The organism is Variovorax nitratireducens (assembly GCF_051216545.1).
GTDB lineage: Bacteria > Pseudomonadota > Gammaproteobacteria > Burkholderiales > Burkholderiaceae_C > Variovorax.
Genome location: NZ_JBPJZO010000001.1, coordinates 961,944 through 976,439, shown reverse-complemented (window position 1 = coordinate 976,439; position 14,496 = coordinate 961,944). Strand labels below are relative to the sequence as shown.

At 67.8% G+C, this 14,496-nt stretch carries 16 protein-coding genes; 6 read left to right on the top strand and 10 right to left on the bottom strand.

The window, feature by feature from the left end:
• The first annotated feature begins 32 nt into the window (after positions 1 to 32).
• On the top strand, positions 33 to 1,724 hold the full coding sequence (locus ACSFA8_RS04575) for a SulP family inorganic anion transporter (protein ID WP_435478309.1): 1,692 nt from the start codon (positions 33 to 35) through the stop codon (positions 1,722 to 1,724).
• Between the two features lie 126 nt (positions 1,725 to 1,850).
• Positions 1,851 to 2,540: a PDZ domain-containing protein gene (locus ACSFA8_RS04570; protein ID WP_435478308.1), complete on the top strand. Its 690-nt coding sequence runs from the start codon at positions 1,851 to 1,853 to the stop codon at positions 2,538 to 2,540.
• Positions 2,541 to 2,544: 4 nt separating this feature from the next.
• Here ACSFA8_RS04570 and ACSFA8_RS04565 read toward each other — a convergent pair whose 3' ends face one another.
• Both ACSFA8_RS04565 and ACSFA8_RS04560 read right to left on the bottom strand, forming a co-directional pair.
• On the bottom strand, positions 2,545 to 2,904 hold the full coding sequence (locus ACSFA8_RS04565; protein ID WP_435478307.1) for a DUF1428 domain-containing protein: 360 nt from the start codon (positions 2,902 to 2,904) through the stop codon (positions 2,545 to 2,547).
• Positions 2,905 to 2,942: 38 nt separating this feature from the next.
• A complete protein-coding gene (locus ACSFA8_RS04560) occupies positions 2,943 to 3,557 on the bottom strand; it encodes a DUF3299 domain-containing protein (RefSeq protein ID WP_435478306.1) in 615 nt (204 codons plus the stop codon).
• 137 nt (positions 3,558 to 3,694) lie between these two features.
• On the opposite strand from ACSFA8_RS04560, the gene ACSFA8_RS04555 reads away from it, so the two are divergent.
• Positions 3,695 to 3,994 (top strand): helicase SNF2, encoded by a 300-nt coding sequence (locus tag ACSFA8_RS04555; RefSeq protein WP_435478305.1) that lies wholly within the window; start codon positions 3,695 to 3,697, stop codon positions 3,992 to 3,994.
• Between the two features lies 1 nt (position 3,995).
• On the opposite strand, the gene arfB is transcribed toward ACSFA8_RS04555, so the two are convergent.
• The 4 genes from arfB to clpB form a co-directional block, all read right to left on the bottom strand.
• Complete coding sequence (gene arfB, locus ACSFA8_RS04550) at positions 3,996 to 4,397, bottom strand: alternative ribosome rescue aminoacyl-tRNA hydrolase ArfB (protein ID WP_435478304.1); 402 nt, start codon at positions 4,395 to 4,397, stop codon at positions 3,996 to 3,998.
• Between the two features lie 5 nt (positions 4,398 to 4,402).
• Complete coding sequence (locus tag ACSFA8_RS04545; RefSeq protein ID WP_435478303.1) at positions 4,403 to 5,587, bottom strand: acetyl-CoA C-acyltransferase family protein; 1,185 nt, start codon at positions 5,585 to 5,587, stop codon at positions 4,403 to 4,405.
• 94 nt (positions 5,588 to 5,681) lie between these two features.
• Positions 5,682 to 6,014, bottom strand: coding sequence for a hypothetical protein (locus ACSFA8_RS04540; protein ID WP_435478302.1), 333 nt, complete (start codon positions 6,012 to 6,014; stop codon positions 5,682 to 5,684).
• A gap of 6 nt (positions 6,015 to 6,020) precedes the next feature.
• Positions 6,021 to 8,645 (bottom strand): ATP-dependent chaperone ClpB, encoded by a 2,625-nt coding sequence (gene clpB / locus ACSFA8_RS04535; protein ID WP_435478301.1) that lies wholly within the window; start codon positions 8,643 to 8,645, stop codon positions 6,021 to 6,023.
• A gap of 120 nt (positions 8,646 to 8,765) precedes the next feature.
• On the opposite strand from clpB, the gene ACSFA8_RS04530 reads away from it, so the two are divergent.
• Complete coding sequence (locus tag ACSFA8_RS04530) at positions 8,766 to 9,758, top strand: Bug family tripartite tricarboxylate transporter substrate binding protein (RefSeq protein WP_435478300.1); 993 nt, start codon at positions 8,766 to 8,768, stop codon at positions 9,756 to 9,758.
• 115 nt (positions 9,759 to 9,873) lie between these two features.
• On the opposite strand, the gene ACSFA8_RS04525 is transcribed toward ACSFA8_RS04530, so the two are convergent.
• Positions 9,874 to 10,353 carry a molybdenum cofactor biosynthesis protein MoaE gene (locus ACSFA8_RS04525; RefSeq protein ID WP_435478299.1) on the bottom strand — a complete coding sequence of 160 codons (480 nt, stop codon included), beginning with the start codon at positions 10,351 to 10,353 and terminating at the stop codon, positions 9,874 to 9,876.
• 368 nt (positions 10,354 to 10,721) lie between these two features.
• Here ACSFA8_RS04525 and dapA point away from each other — a divergent pair, with 368 nt between their 5' ends.
• Positions 10,722 to 11,609 carry a 4-hydroxy-tetrahydrodipicolinate synthase gene (dapA, locus tag ACSFA8_RS04520; RefSeq protein ID WP_435478298.1) on the top strand — a complete coding sequence of 296 codons (888 nt, stop codon included), beginning with the start codon at positions 10,722 to 10,724 and terminating at the stop codon, positions 11,607 to 11,609.
• A 37-nt stretch (positions 11,610 to 11,646) separates the two neighbouring features.
• Positions 11,647 to 12,333 carry an RraA family protein gene (locus tag ACSFA8_RS04515; protein WP_435478297.1) on the top strand — a complete coding sequence of 229 codons (687 nt, stop codon included), beginning with the start codon at positions 11,647 to 11,649 and terminating at the stop codon, positions 12,331 to 12,333.
• A 1-nt stretch (position 12,334) separates the two neighbouring features.
• Here ACSFA8_RS04515 and ACSFA8_RS04510 read toward each other — a convergent pair whose 3' ends face one another.
• The 3 genes from ACSFA8_RS04510 to mobB all read right to left on the bottom strand — a co-directional run bounded on the left by ACSFA8_RS04510 (position 12,335) and on the right by mobB (position 14,478).
• The gene (locus ACSFA8_RS04510) at positions 12,335 to 12,589 is read right to left on the bottom strand and encodes a MoaD/ThiS family protein (protein WP_435478296.1); all 255 of its coding nucleotides are present in this window, start codon (positions 12,587 to 12,589) and stop codon (positions 12,335 to 12,337) included.
• Between the two features lie 106 nt (positions 12,590 to 12,695).
• A complete protein-coding gene (locus tag ACSFA8_RS04505) occupies positions 12,696 to 13,940 on the bottom strand; it encodes a molybdopterin molybdotransferase MoeA (RefSeq protein WP_435478295.1) in 1,245 nt (414 codons plus the stop codon).
• On the bottom strand, positions 13,933 to 14,478 hold the full coding sequence (mobB, locus tag ACSFA8_RS04500) for a molybdopterin-guanine dinucleotide biosynthesis protein B (protein WP_435478294.1): 546 nt from the start codon (positions 14,476 to 14,478) through the stop codon (positions 13,933 to 13,935). Before mobB ends, ACSFA8_RS04505 begins: the two co-directional genes overlap by 8 nt.
• Positions 14,479 to 14,496: the final 18 nt, after the last annotated feature.

Below are 14,496 nucleotides of genomic sequence, written 5' to 3'. Positions count from 1 at the left end.
CACGGTATCGGGCGCGCGCAGCTATGAATTCGATGGCACCCCCACTCACACTGCGGCAGCGCCTCGCGCGCTGGTTGCCCTGCCTTGCCTGGCCGCGCCCAAGCCGCGCCCTGCTCTACAACGAAGCGCTGGCCGGCATCACGGTCGCGCTGATGGTGATTCCGCAAGGCGTTGCCTACGCCGCATTGGCCGGCATGCCCTTGGTCACGGGCGTCTACGCGGCGCTGTGGCCGGCGCTGGTGGCGGTGTTGTTCAGTTCGTCGCAGCGCTTGTCGGTGGGGCCGACCGCGCTCACCAGCCTGCTGGTCGGCGCCTCGCTCGCGCCGCTCGCCGTGGCGGGCAGCGCCGAATGGGTGGCGATGGCGGTCTGGCTCACGCTGCTGTCGGGTGGCATCCAGATCCTGATCGGCGCGGGGCGCTTCGGCTGGCTGATGCGGCTTGTGAATTCGCCAGTCCTCACCGGCTTCACCCAGGGCGCGGCAATTTTGATCGCGGTGTCGCAATTGCCGTCATTGATGGGTTTCACCGGCCGCACGATCTTGCAGGTGCTGCAAGGCGGCCCGCCGCCGGACTGGACGGCGATGGCCTTCGGCCTCGGCAGCATGGCAGTGCTGTGGCTCGGCAAGCGCTGGTTGCCGCGCTTTCCCACCACGATGGCGCTGGTCGCCGGTGCCGCAACGCTGAGCTGGGCGCTGAGCTATGCGCTGCTCGGCGGCGCCGTGGTGGGTGCGCTGCCCTCGGGCCTGCCCTCGTTCTACTGGCCCGGTAGCGTGCCGCTGTCGACGCTGGGCGCGCTGCTGCTGCCGGCGCTCATGATCACGCTGGTGAGCTTTCTGGAAACCGCATCGAGCGCCAAGATCGACAACGCGCGCGCCGGCACGCTCTGGAACGAAAACCAGGATCTCATCGGCCAGGGCCTGGCCAAGATCGCCTCCGGCCTCACCGGCGCGTTCCCGACCAGTTCGTCGTTCTCGCGTTCGGCCATCACGCTCTACGCGGGCGCGCAAACCGGCTGGGCCACGCTTTTCAGCGTCGTGGTGGTCGCGATCGCGCTGCTCTGGCTCATGCCGCTGCTGTACCACCTGCCGCAGGCGGTGCTGGCCGCGGTGGTGATGACGGCCATCTTCGGGCTGATCAGGCCGCGCAGCTTTCTCATGCTGTGGCGCATATCGCGCGTGGAGGCCGGCATCGCGTTGGCGACCTTTGTGCTCACCCTCGCGACCGCGCCGTCGATCTACTGGGGCGTGCTCGGTGGCCTGCTGGCCAGCTTGGCCAACTACATGTACCGGCACCTGCACCCGCGCATCATCGAAGTCGGCTTGCACGGCGACGGCAGCCTGCGCGACCGACACCTGTGGCACCTGCCGCCGCTGGCACCCGAGCTGTACGCGCTGCGCATGGACGCCGAGCTCGACTTCGCCTCGGCCAGCACGCTCGAACGCGCTATCGCCGAGCAGCTGGCGGCGCAGCCGGGCCTGACCGACGTCTGCCTGTTCGCGCAGCCGATCAACCGCATCGACATCACTGGCGCCGAGGTGTTCGGCGCGATCCGGCGCCTGCTCGAAAGCAAGGGCGTGCGCCTGCACCTGAGCGGCCTCAAGCTGCCCGCGCAGCAGGTGCTCGACCGTGCGGGGCTGCTGGCGCCAGGGCCGATGTTCTTCAGCTACCGGACGGACGCGGAGGCGCTGACGGCGCTCCAGGGCACTGACGCGCCCGCGGCATAGGCCGCACGTCCTGCCGCGTGCGTGCGAAATTGCGCGCGCCCGGCACTTTTTCCCGATGTCTATGCCGCACGTGCAATGCCCTGCGCCGAGCCCGGAACGAAAATTGCGCGACAGCCTCCGATGACCATGCACCCGACTTCGACTCTTCTTTCAACGCTCCGGCGTCTCGCGTTGTGCTGCACGCTGGCAGGGCTCGGACTGCTGTCGGCCTGCGCCGCGCCGGGTGAGCGCGACCGGCTGGGCATGCCGGTCGATCTGGCTGCGCAAACGCCCGAACGCGTGCACGCCGCCCCCGCCGACTACCGGGGCAACGACTGCGACATGCTGGCGCGCTTTCTGCCCGCGATGCAGCACGGCTTGCGCATCACGGCAGGCTTCACGCACACGGTCTACGGCTGGCATGTCAGCGCAATCGAGCAGGTGCAGCGCGAAAAAGGGTGCGACGACCCGCGCGCCGTCGCCGCAGCAGCGGCGGCGACGGCGGCGGCCAGCGGCCAACTCGGCATTCAGCTCGAGCCCGTCACACCTGCGCTGGCCCGCACGCTGGGCATGGATGCGCCGCGCGGCGCGCTCGTGGTCGCACCGGTCGGGCCGGCCGGGCCGGCAGGCCTTCATGCACGCGATGTGATCGTCGAAATTGCAGGGCAGCGGGTGCAGACCCCGACCGAGCTGAAGTCCATCGTCGGCCTGATGGCGCCCGGTTACCGCGCGCCGCTGCGTGTCTGGCGTGAAGGTTCGATCGTCGAGCTCACGATCGAAATCTCGGCCCCACCGGCTGCGGCCGCGCAGCCGACCACGGTTGCCACGAAGCGCTGAGCTCTCAGAGTGCGACCAACGTCTCGAACCCGCCCCAGAACATCCGCTTGCCGTCGAACGGCAGCTTGTCCGGATCCATCATCTCGGCCAGCCGCGGGTCGCTCATGACCTTGGCATTGACCTCGTCGCGATGCTGGCGCGATTCGAACACGATGTACGAGAACACGACCAGCTCGTCGTCCTTCTGCTGCACGCTTTGCGGAAACGACGTGAGCTTGCCGGCCTTCACGTCGTCGGCAATGCATTCGCGGTATTCGAGCGCACCGTGGTCACGCCAGATCGCGCCGGCCTTGAGCGCCATGGCGCGGTAGCTCTCCACATTGGCCTTGGGCAGCGCCAGCACGTATCCGTCGACATAGGCCATGATGAAATCTCCTTGGCGGAAAGTTGCAGGCGCCCATGCTAGGACTGCGGCGGCTTCTCCGTGTAAGGCTCGACCCTTGCCTGCTTCAACCGGTAACCGCTGACACCCATCTCGCCCGAGTTGAAACGCGCGGCCTCCAGCGTGCCGCTGACCCACACGGTGTCCATCGCACGCAAGCCCTTTTGCGGGGTGGCGGCCAGCACGCGGATGATCTGGTTGGCCGGCGGCGGCGGCGTATGGATGCAGGCGCCGAAATAAGGCACCAGCAAGAAGTCCGTGATCGCGCCGTCGACGCTCTCCAGCGGCACCACGAAACCCGGCAGACGCACGGCCTCGCCGTCCAGCGCCGTGTTGACGGGGGCGTTGTCCCAGGTGGCGCGCAGGTCTTCGAGCATCTGCTTCGCGCGCGGGTCGTTGTCCTTGAGGTTGTCGAGGTTCAGGCCGCGAAAGCGCTTGGTCGGATCCCAGGACTTCGGGATCAGTTCTTCCCAAGGGATGTCGCGTGCGGCGGGTGCTGCGGCGGCCACCACCACGGGCGCCGGGGCATTCGCGACGCCGGCAGCGGCCTTGGGTTTCACCAGCGGATCGCACCCGGCCAGCGCGAGCAACGCTGCCGTTGCCAGCAGGCAAGAAGGGGTTCGGAGCAGGTTCATTGTTTCGATTCCGGGAACACCGTGGTTCCCTGCGCCCTCTCGATCCGGAAGGCATTGCGATTCACACTTCAGTCCATGGGAAAGCAGGCAAACGGACAACCGCGAAGCCTGAACCCGCAGTCTGAAGGAAACCTGACATGAACGCCACCACCACCCGCCTCCTCGCCGCTGCCGCCTTCGCGCTGCTGGCCGCCACGGGAACTGCCCATGCGGAAGACTATCAGGGCGTGCAGCAAACCGGCGCCCAGCGCAGCCGCGCCGATGTGGCTGCCGAAGCCGTGGCCGCGGCGCATGCCGCGAACCAGAACGTGGCGCGCGGGTCGCGCGGCACAGACAACTTCAAGTCGACCGCCGACCGCGGCAACGTGCGCGCTGCAGCCACGCTTGCGGTGCGCACCGGGAAGCTCACCGCCCACGGCGAAGTCGGCACCCTGTAAGTCAATCCCGGAAGGGCCCGCGCTGCAGCTTGATGGCAGAGCGCTGGCTTTTTCCTTCCAGGCGGCGTTGCTTCGAGCCGTAGGTCGGCTTGGTTGCACGCCGCACTCGTGGCGCCACGGCCACGCTGTCGACCAGCTCCTGCAGCCGCGCCAGCGCGTCGGCGCGGTTCATTTCCTGGCTGCGGTGCTGCTGGGCCTTGAGCACCAGCACGCCCTCCTGCGTAATGCGCGAATCGCGCAGCGCCAGCAATCTTTCCTTGACGCCCTCGGGCAAGGACGACGCCGGAATGTCGAAGCGCAGGTGCACCGCGCTCGACACCTTGTTGACGTTCTGGCCGCCCGCACCCTGCGCGCGGATCGCGCTGAATTCGACCTCTCGCTCATCGACCTGCGCGGAGGCCATCGCGCTCAAACCCTTTCGAAGATGGCGGCAATGCCCTGCCCGCCGCCGATGCACATCGTCACCAGCGCATAGTGCCCGCCGGTGCGGTGCAGTTCCGCGATCGCCTTGGTCGTGATGATCGCGCCAGTCGCGCCCACCGGATGGCCCAGCGAAATGCCGGAACCGTTCGGATTCACCTTGGCCGGATCGAACCCCAGCTCCTTGATGACCGCGCAGGCCTGCGCCGCGAAGGCTTCGTTCGATTCGATCACGTCGAGATCGCTCACCTTCAGCCCGGTGCGCTCCAGCACCTTGCGCGTGGCTGGCACCGGCCCGATGCCCATGTAGGCCGGCTCGACCCCCGCGTGCGCGTAGCCGACCAGGCGAGCCAGCGGCGTGAGGCCGAGCGCCTTGACGCGCCCGCCCTCGGCCAGCACCACGGCGGCCGCGCCGTCGTTGATGCCCGAGGCGTTGCCGGCCGTGACGAGGCCGTCCTTCTTGAACGCGGGCTTCATCTTCGCCAGCGTCTCCAGCGTGGTGTCGGCGCGCACGTGTTCGTCGGTGTCGAACAGCGAGACGCCCTTGCGTGTCTTGACCTCGACCGGAACGATCTGCGCCTTGAAGTAGCCGGCCGCGATGGCCGCGACCGCGCGCTGCTGGCTCAGCACCGCCAGCGCGTCCTGCTGGTCGCGCGTGATGCCGTAGCGCGCCGCCACGTTCTCGGCGGTGATGCCCATGTGCATCTTTTCCCAGGGGTCGTGCAAGATGCCGAGCATGTAGTCGACCAGCACCGCGTCGCCCATGCGCGCGCCGTAGCGGGCCGAGGTGTCGAAGTACGGGCCGCGGCTCATCGATTCGGAGCCGCCGCCGATCGCGATGTCGCAGTCGCCCAGCGCGATGGCCTGCGCCGCCGAGACGATCGCCTGCAGGCCGGAGCCGCACAGGCGGTTGACGTTGAAGGCGGGCGTCTCGATCGGGCAGCCGGCGTCGATGGCGGCCACGCGGCTGAGGTACGCGTCTTTCACGTCGGTCGGGATCACATTGCCCATCACCACGTGGCCGATCGCGTCGGGTGCGACGCCGCTGCGCTCGATCGCGGCCTTCACCGCCGTGGTGGCCAGTTGCGTGTTGGGAACGTCTTTCAGCGCGCCGCCGAAAGTGCCGATGGCGGTGCGGGCGGTGCCGACCACGAAAATGTCGCGTTGGGTCATGAGTTGCTCCTGGTCAAGATGAGCATTGTGAACGCGGGCGCCGAGCAACTCGGCCTGCGCTGCCGGCGAAGCCCCAACTCGCCTGGGGCACCGGTCAGTCGTGGCCGGACACCGGCCGCGCGCGCACGTCGGTCACGTCGTCGGCCGCGCCGAGCGCAACAGGGCTTTTCGCCGACTCGCCGCGCGCACGTGCATTGATCACGTCCGCAGCGCTCGGCTCGGCAGGCCTCGCCGCCGAACGGAAGCGGTCGAAGCCGCTGCCCGGGTTAAAGCGCATGACCCAGGGCCTGACGGGCTTGCCGGTAAGGCGCGCCCAACCGGCGCCGATCATCCAGAAAGCCGCCAGCAGCAGCACAGCCGCGGCCAGGCTGGCGGCAAGCACCAGGCCCACCAGGAACAGGACTGCGCGGAGCAAGAAGTTCAGCATCAGCGTTTAGGCAACGGCATCCGCCAATTGTTCCCCGGCTTTCTTGCTGAAGTTGAACTGGCCCGGCGACCGGATCGGGTCGGTGGCCACGTGAATCGTGTCCTTCGGCCCGAAAGTGCCGTCGAGCAGCAGCTTCGACAACGGGTTCTCGATGCGCTGCTGGATCGCGCGCTTGAGCGGTCGCGCACCGAACACCGGGTCGAAGCCGACCTTGGCTATCTCGGCCAATGCCGCCGGCGACACGTCGAGCGTCATGTCCATCTTCATCAGGCGTTGCTGCAGCACTTTCAGTTGGATCGCGGCGATCGATTCGATGTTCTTCGCGTCGAGCGCATGGAACACCACGGTTTCGTCAATGCGGTTCAGGAACTCGGGGCGGAAGTGGTTCTTGAGTTCGTCCGACACCGCCTCCTTGATCTCCTCGGCGGGCTGCCCGACCATGGCCTGGATCAGCGGCGAGCCGATGTTGCTGGTCATCACGATCACCGTGTTCTTGAAGTTGACGGTGCGGCCCTGTCCGTCGGTCAGGCGGCCATCGTCGAGCACCTGCAGCAGCACGTTGAACACGTCATGGTGCGCCTTCTCGATCTCGTCGAACAGGAGCACGCTGTAGGGCTTGCGGCGCACCGCTTCGGTCAGATAGCCGCCCTCTTCGTAGCCGACGTAGCCGGGCGGCGCGCCGATCAGGCGCGCGACCGAATGCTTCTCCATGAACTCGCTCATGTCGATGCGGATCAGGTGGTCTTCGCTGTCGAACAGGAAGCCGGCGAGCGCCTTGCACAGCTCGGTCTTGCCGACACCCGTGGGGCCGAGGAACAGGAACGAGCCGGTCGGACGGTTCGGGTCGGACAGGCCCGAGCGCGAGCGGCGGATCGCATTGGCAACGGCGGCGATGGCCTCGTCCTGGCCGACCACGCGCTCGTGCAGCTTGCCTTCCATTACGAGCAATTTTTCGCGCTCGCCCTGCATCAGCTTGGACACCGGGATGCCGGTGGCGCGCGCCACGACCTCGGCGATCTCCTCGGCGCCGACCTGCGTGCGCAGCAGGGTGTGCGCGCTCGACTTGCCCTTGCTGGCCTCGCTCGCTTCGGCTTCCTTCAAGCGCTTTTCAAGGCCCGGCAACTGGCCGTACTGCAATTCCGCCACCTTGTTGAAATCGCCCTTGCGCGTGAACTCCTCGATCTGGAACTTGATCTTTTCGATGTCTTCGCGCACGTTTGCGCTGCCCTGGGCCTGGGCCTTCTCGGCCTGCCAGATCTCGTCGTAGTCGGCGATTTCCTTCTGCAGCCGGACGATCTCTTCCTCGATCAGCCCGAAGCGCTTCTGCGAGGACTCGTCCTTTTCGCGGCGCACAGCTTCGCGTTCGATCTGCAACTGGATGAGGCGGCGGTCAAGACGGTCCATCACCTCGGGCTTGGAGTCCATCTCGATCTTGATCTTGGCGGCCGCCTCGTCGATCAGGTCGATCGCCTTGTCGGGCAGAAAACGATCCGTCACGTAGCGATCCGACAGCTCGGCCGCAGCGACGATCGCCGGGTCGGTGATCTGCACGCCGTGGTGCAGCTCGTATTTTTCCTGCAGGCCGCGCAGGATCGCGATGGTCGCCTCGACGCTCGGCTCGCCCACGATGATCTTCTGGAAGCGGCGCTCCAGCGCGGCGTCCTTCTCGATGTACTTGCGGTACTCGTCGAGCGTCGTCGCCCCCACGCAGTGCAGCTCGCCGCGCGCGAGCGCCGGCTTGAGCATGTTGCCCGCGTCCATCGCGCCTTCGGCCTTGCCGGCGCCGACCATGGTGTGCAGCTCGTCGATGAAGACGATGGTCTGGCCCTCATCCTTCGCGAGTTCGTTCAGCACGGTCTTCAGGCGCTCTTCGAACTCGCCTCGAAACTTGGCACCGGCCAGCAGCGCAGCCATGTCGAGCGACAGCACGCGTTTGCCCTTGAGCGATTCGGGCACCTCGCCCGCCACGATGCGCTGGGCCAGGCCTTCGACGATGGCGGTCTTGCCCACGCCCGGCTCGCCGATCAGAACCGGGTTGTTCTTGGTGCGGCGTTGCAGCACCTGGATGGCGCGGCGAATTTCCTCGTCGCGGCCGATCACCGGATCGAGCTTGCCCAGGCGTGCGCGCTCGGTCAGATCCATACAGTATTTCTTGAGCGCCTCGCGCTGGCCTTCGGCGTCGGCGCTGTTCACGCCCTGCCCGCCGCGCACCGCATCGATCGCGGCTTCGAGCGACTTGCGGGTCACGCCCTGGCTGCGCGCCAGGTTACCGATGTCGGCCTTGCTGTCGGCCAGTGCGAGCAGGTACAGCTCGCCCGCAATGAACTGGTCATTGCGCTTGATGGCCTCCTTCTCGGTGGCTTGCAGCAGCTTGCCGAGCTCGGGGCCGACCTGCACCTGGTCGTGGCCCTGCACGTGCGGCAGTTTCTTGATCGCGGCTTCGGTGGCCTGCGCCAGCCCGGGCACGTTGACCCCGGCGCGCTCCAGCAGCGCGCGCGGGCCGTCGTCCTGCCGCAGCATCGCCGCCAGCAAGTGGGCCGGCTCGATGTAGGCGTTGTCGTTGCCGAGCGCGAGCGATTGCGCATCGCCCAGCGCTTCCTGAAATTTGGTGGTGAGTTTGTCTTGTCGCATGGTTGGATTCCTGCACTCAAAATAGGGCTGTCGCGGCGCGATTCAAGGGCGCTGCGCGCGTTCGGGCACGGCTATTGCACCGTGCAGCGTCATCATTCAATCCATTGCCTGGAGTCGATCATGGTTTTTTCAACACGGCGCGTCAGTGCGCTGCGCCACGCACTGGCGGCCAGCTTCTTTCTAGCAGCGGCAAGTCTGTCGGGCATTGCGCAAGCGCAAGGTACGCCGATCAAGCTGCTGGTGGGCTTTCCGGCGGGCGCAGGCACCGATGCGATTGCGCGTACGCTGGGTGAAAAGCTCAAGGACGAGCTGGGCGTGCCGGTGGTGGTCGAAAACCGTGCAGGCGCCGGCGGCCAGATCGCCGCGCAGGCGCTCAAGGCCGCGCCGGCCGACGGCCACACCCTGTTCTTGAGCCACGACCATTCGATCTCGATCCTGCCGCAGGTCGTGAAGAGCGCCGGCTTCAACCCCGCGAGCGACTTCGTGCCAGTGGCCGGCTTCGCCACCTTCGCGAACGTGCTGGCGGTGTCGGGTGGGACGCCAGCGAAGACCATCGACGAGTACGTCAAGTGGGTCAAGACGCAGCGCGGCGGCAAGGACACCATCGGCGTGCCGGCACCTGCTTCGATCCCCGAGTTTCTGGTCAAGATGATCGGCGACAACTACAAGATCGACGTGCAGTCCGCGCCCTACCGCGGCAGCGCGCCGATGACGGCCGACATGCTGGGCAACCAGATCAGCGCCGGCATCGCATCGGTGCCCGATTTCATCGAGAACCACAAGGCCGGCAAGGTGCGCATCGTGGCCGTCATCGGGGCCAAGCGCCAACCACTGCTGCCCAACGTGCCGACCTTCAGCGAACTGGGCTTCCCGAACCTGGACGACTACCCGTACTACGGCGTTTTCGCACCGGTGGGCACCCCGCAACCCGTGATCGACCGCTTCGGCGCCGCGCTGCAGAAGGTGCTGGCGATGCCCGACGTGAAGCAGAAGCTCACCACCTTGGGCCTGAACGTCGCCTACGAGCCGCAGGGACAGTTCGCCGGCCGCGTGCGCACCTACACGCAAAGCTGGGAACGCATCATCCGAGCCTCGGGCTTCAAGCCGCTGTAACTGTCGCTCGCCCCCAGGCTGCGGCGCACTGCGTGTCGCCTTCGCCCACCCCCTGCCGGGGGCGCTGCCAGCGGCCCGGCAGAGCCGGTTCCGCGGCAGCCCACGAACAGAGTGGTCAAGCGTTGATGGACTTGATACCCCAGCGCGCGAGGGCTGCATCGTCGGCGACGCGCGCATCGACCCAACGCGCGCCCTCGGGCGTCTGTTCCTTCTTCCAGAACGGTGCCTGGGTCTTGAGGTAGTCCATCAGGAACTCGCAGGCCTCGAAGCTCTGGCCGCGGTGCGCCGACACCACGGCGACCATCATGATCTGGTCGAGCGGCTGCAGCAGGCCAACGCGGTGGATCACGCGCGCGCCAAGGAGGTCGAAGCGGCGCGCGGCCTCGTCGATCATGGCCTCGATGGCCTTCTCGGTCATGCCGGGGTAGTGCTCGAGCTCCATCGAAGCCACCGAACTGCCGTCGTTGCGATCGCGCACCGTGCCGATGAAGCTGCAGACTGCGCCGACGCGCGCATCGCCAGCGCGGAGGGCGGCGATCTCTGCGCCAACGTCGAAGTCGGCGGTCTGGACGGAAACGCGGGGGAGCGAAGGCATGCCCAAATTGTGGCACCGACGCTGCGCAACCCGCCGATGCCGACCGCCACACCGCTGTCGCTTGTATGCAGCCGCGATCGCGGCCGTGTCGTGAGCCTGCAACGCAGCGCGCCCGGTTCCGCCCTTAGCCGCTACAGTGCATGCCATGCCTGCCCGTCTCGCGCCCCACCGCCAGCCTTCGTTCGAAGGCCAGGTCGCCGCGCGCCGGGTCGGCAAAGCCAAAAAACCAATGCTCGTCTGACCGGAGCTGCGGTTCCGTCGTCGGATGAGCGACGGAACTGCAGGGGCCTTTGCGGCCCCCGATGAGTTGATGTGCGCGCACCCGACGATGGTTCATTCCATCGGTCGATTCCTGAAAGGAAATCCGCGTGTCCATCTCTCCTTCCCCTTCCGCTGACCTTGCCGGCCTCTGGGTGCCGCTCGTCACGCCTTTCGACGCAGACGATGCAGTCGACTACGATGCCCTGGCGGGCCTGACGCGGCGCCTCGCTGCGGCCGGCGTGACGGGCACGGTGGTCTGCGGCTCGACCGGCGAAGCGGCTGCGCTCGACGAGCACGAGCAGCTCGCCGCACTGGCGACCGTGTCAGCAGCAGCGCCTGCACTGCCGCGCATCATGGGACTCTCGGGCTACCACCTGGGCCAGACGCTGGCCTGGGTGCAACGGCTGAACCGCGAGACGCTCGCCGCCGTGCTGGTGCCCGCGCCGCACTACATCCGCCCGTCGCAGCAAGGCCTGATCGACTGGTTCACCGCCATCGCCGATTCGAGCGGGGCGCCGCTGGTGCTCTACGACATTCCCTACCGAACCGGCGCCACCTTGACACACGACACCCTGCTCACGCTGGCCGCACACCCCAACATCGTCGCCGTCAAGGACTGCGGCGGCGACCCGGCCAAGACCCGCGCGTTGATCGCCGACGGCCGGCTGCAGGTGCTGGCGGGCGAAGACGCGCAACTCTTCGGCACCGTCGCCGAGGGCGGTGCGGGCGCGATCGCGGCCAGCGCGCATCTGCGCACCGAAGACTTCGTGCGCGTGGTGCGGTGCCTGCGCGAAGGCAGGCTTGGCGAGGCGCGCGCAATGTGGCAACCGCTGGTGCCGCTGATTGAGCTGCTGTTCGCCGAGCCGAATCCCGGCCCGCTCAAGGCGGCATTGGCGCTCGAAGGCCTGATGGGCGACACGCTGCGTTCGCCCATGACCGCCGCCACGGAGCCGACGCGGCAGCGGCTGGGCGCGTTGCGCGCCGCGCTTGCGTAGGATGGACGGTTCATCCCCAGTCAACCACGGAGACACCATGACCGATCGAAACGACGCGGCCCTGTTCCAGCAGATGCGAGACGAGCTGTTCGTCGCGGCCGTGGGCGACGTGCTCGATACGCTGGGCTACCAGCACCAGTTTCTGCCGGCCGGCATTGCGCCGCTGGAGAAGTCGATGCGCATCATCGGCCGCGCCATGCCGGTGCTGGAGGCCGACGTCGTCAACGACGGCACGCGCTCGGCCGGGCCGCTCTCGGGCAAGCCCTTCGGACTGATGCTCGAAGCGCTAGACGATCTCCGGCCCGGCGAGATCTATATCGCAACCGGTTCGTCGCTGCGCTATGCGCTGTGGGGCGGTCTGATGTCGACGCGCGCGCAGCATCTGAAGGCCGCCGGCGCCATCCTCGACGGCTACGTGCGCGACGCCAACGAGATCGAGGCGCTGGGCTTCACCGTGTTCTGCCGCGGCACCTATGCGCAGGATCAGGGCGTGCGCGGGCAGGTCATCGACTACCGCTGCACCATCGAGATCGACGGCGTGCGCATCGCGCCCGGCGACCTGCTGTTCGGCGACCGCGAAGGCGTGATCGTGATCCCGCGCGCGGTCGAGGCCGAGGCGGTGGCCAAGGCCCTGGACAAGGTACGTACCGAGAACAAGGTGGCCGACGCGATCCGCGGGGGCATGAGCGCCTGCAAGGCGCTGGAAACCTTCGGCGTGATGTAAATCAGCCGCCAGTGACGGGTGGAAAGAAGGCGACCTCGCTGCCCTCTTCCAGCCCGGCGCTTTCGGCGCTCATGACCTGGTCGAGCGCCATGCGCACCGCCCTGCCGCGCGCCAGTGCAACCGCATAGGGTTCGCCGCGTGCGATCAGTTCGTCGCGCAGCGCAGCCAGCGTGGGCGCCATGGTGTCGAGCGCTTCGTCGCTCTTGCCGAGCGCCTCCCGAACCGAGGCGAAATACCGGATTCGGACGCTTTTCATATTGCCAGAGCCGCCGCGGAACCGGCTTCGCCGGGCCGCTGGCGGCGCCCCCCGGCAGGAGGGTTGGCGAAGCGACACGAAGTGCGCGAAGACTGTGGGGCGATCATCATGCGAGCAGCGACGCGAAGGAGATGAACTGGACCAGGTCGCCGGCCTTGAAGGGCTGGCCGGCGGGCGTGTCGATCACGCCATCACCCCAGACCGTCGAGGTGAGCACACCGGAGCTCTGGTTGCCGAACAGGTCGAGGCCGCCCGCGGCATTGCGGCGGGCCCGCAGGAACTCGCGGCGCCGGTCGGCGCGGGGCCAGTCGAAATCGGCGCGCACAGCAATGGGCTGCGGTGCCACGCGCGTCGCGCCCTGCAAGGTGAGCAGGAACGGCCGCACCAGCAGCAGGAAGGTCAGAAAACTCGAGACCGGGTTGCCGGGCAGCCCCGTCACATGCGTGCTGCCGATCCGGCCGTAGGCAAAGGGCTTGCCGGGCTTCATCGAGAGCGACCAGAGCTGCAGTTCGCCCAGGGCCTGCACGGCGGCCTTGATGTGGTCTTCCTCGCCGACCGAGACGCCGCCGGTGGTGATGATCAGGTCGCTGGCTTCGGCCGCGCCGCGCAGCGCCGCGATGGTCGCCTCCCGGTTGTCGGGCACGATGCCGAGGTCGTTGACCTGGCAGCCGAACCGGCGCAGCAGCGCGCGCATGAAGAAGCGGTTGGAGTTGTAGATCGCGCCGGGCTTCATGGCCCCCGGCGCCACCTCGCCGGGCATCACGAGCTCGTCGCCGGTGGACAGCAGCGCGACGCGTGGTCGCTTCGCGACCTGCAGGCGGTCGAAGCCCACGCTGGCCGCCAGGCCCAGCGCGGCAGGCGTCAGGCGCTCGCCTTGGGCAAGCACCACGTCGCCGGCCGCCACGTCTTCGCCGGCGCGGCGGATCCACTGGCCCGCTGACGGTACCAGATCGACCTGCACCCGGCCGAGCGAGCCTTCTTCGGGCAAGGCAGTCGCGTCTTCCTGCATGACCACCGCGTCGGCGCCTTCGGGAATCGGCGCGCCGGTGAAGATGCGTGCGGCGGCGCCCGCCGCGAGCGGGCCGCCGACACTGCCGGCCGGAATGCGCTGCGTCACGCTGAGCACCGCACCGGGGGCGGCGCAATCGGCCGTGCGCACCGCGTAGCCGTCCATCGAGCTGTTGTCACGGGGTGGCACGGTAAGGGCCGACACCACGTCCTGCGCGAGCACGCGACCGTCGGCCTCGAAGGTCGAGACGCTCTCGCTGCCGAGCACGGGGGTTGCCTTCTCGAGCAGGCTCGCGAGCGCCTCGTCGAGCGGCACCAACGGGGGACGTTTGGGATCAGCCATAGAGCTCCACGTTGTATTCGAAGCGCTCGCCGCTGTCGATCAGCCACTGCGCGATGGTCTCGGCGTCGTCGAGGTCGAACACCGGCAGTCCGGTCGGCACCGGCAGGTTGTTCGGCGCGTCGGTGGCGATGGCGGTGACGAAGTCATCTTCGGGGTAGCGCGCCGGGCGAGCCGTCTCGCCGGCTGCAGGGGCGCGCCAGACCTCGATCTTCTGCAGGTCGCTGTGCTTGAAGCCTTCGACCAGCACCCAGTCGACACCGTTGTACAGCTCGGCGATCAGCTGATGCACGCTGAGCTGCGCGGGTTGCTCGAACTCGCGCATCAAGGCAAGGCGGCGATCGGAGGCCACCACCACTTCGAAGGCACCGGCTTCGCGGTGGCGGTGCGTGTCCTTGCCCGGATGGTCGATGTCGAACTTGTGGTGTGCGTGCTTGACCACCGACACGCGCTGCCCGTGCAGCCTGAACACCGGGATCAGGCGCTCGACCAACGTGGTCTTGCCCGACCCGGAATAGCCCGCGAACCCGATGACTTTCATGCGTGGCCGCCGGTCGTT

Coding starts and splice junctions, on each gene's coding strand:
- ACSFA8_RS04575 (WP_435478309.1), top strand. CDS start 33: ATGGCACCCCCACTCACACTGCGGCAGCGCCTCGCGCGCTGGTTGCCC.
- ACSFA8_RS04570 (WP_435478308.1), top strand. CDS start 1,851: ATGCACCCGACTTCGACTCTTCTTTCAACGCTCCGGCGTCTCGCGTTG.
- ACSFA8_RS04565 (WP_435478307.1), bottom strand. CDS start 2,904: ATGGCCTATGTCGACGGATACGTGCTGGCGCTGCCCAAGGCCAATGTG.
- ACSFA8_RS04560 (WP_435478306.1), bottom strand. CDS start 3,557: ATGAACCTGCTCCGAACCCCTTCTTGCCTGCTGGCAACGGCAGCGTTG.
- ACSFA8_RS04555 (WP_435478305.1), top strand. CDS start 3,695: ATGAACGCCACCACCACCCGCCTCCTCGCCGCTGCCGCCTTCGCGCTG.
- arfB (WP_435478304.1), bottom strand. CDS start 4,397: ATGGCCTCCGCGCAGGTCGATGAGCGAGAGGTCGAATTCAGCGCGATC.
- ACSFA8_RS04545 (WP_435478303.1), bottom strand. CDS start 5,587: ATGACCCAACGCGACATTTTCGTGGTCGGCACCGCCCGCACCGCCATC.
- ACSFA8_RS04540 (WP_435478302.1), bottom strand. CDS start 6,014: ATGCTGAACTTCTTGCTCCGCGCAGTCCTGTTCCTGGTGGGCCTGGTG.
- clpB (WP_435478301.1), bottom strand. CDS start 8,645: ATGCGACAAGACAAACTCACCACCAAATTTCAGGAAGCGCTGGGCGAT.
- ACSFA8_RS04530 (WP_435478300.1), top strand. CDS start 8,766: ATGGTTTTTTCAACACGGCGCGTCAGTGCGCTGCGCCACGCACTGGCG.
- ACSFA8_RS04525 (WP_435478299.1), bottom strand. CDS start 10,353: ATGCCTTCGCTCCCCCGCGTTTCCGTCCAGACCGCCGACTTCGACGTT.
- ACSFA8_RS04515 (WP_435478297.1), top strand. CDS start 11,647: ATGACCGATCGAAACGACGCGGCCCTGTTCCAGCAGATGCGAGACGAG.
- ACSFA8_RS04510 (WP_435478296.1), bottom strand. CDS start 12,589: ATGAAAAGCGTCCGAATCCGGTATTTCGCCTCGGTTCGGGAGGCGCTC.
- ACSFA8_RS04505 (WP_435478295.1), bottom strand. CDS start 13,940: ATGGCTGATCCCAAACGTCCCCCGTTGGTGCCGCTCGACGAGGCGCTC.
- mobB (WP_435478294.1), bottom strand. CDS start 14,478: ATGAAAGTCATCGGGTTCGCGGGCTATTCCGGGTCGGGCAAGACCACG.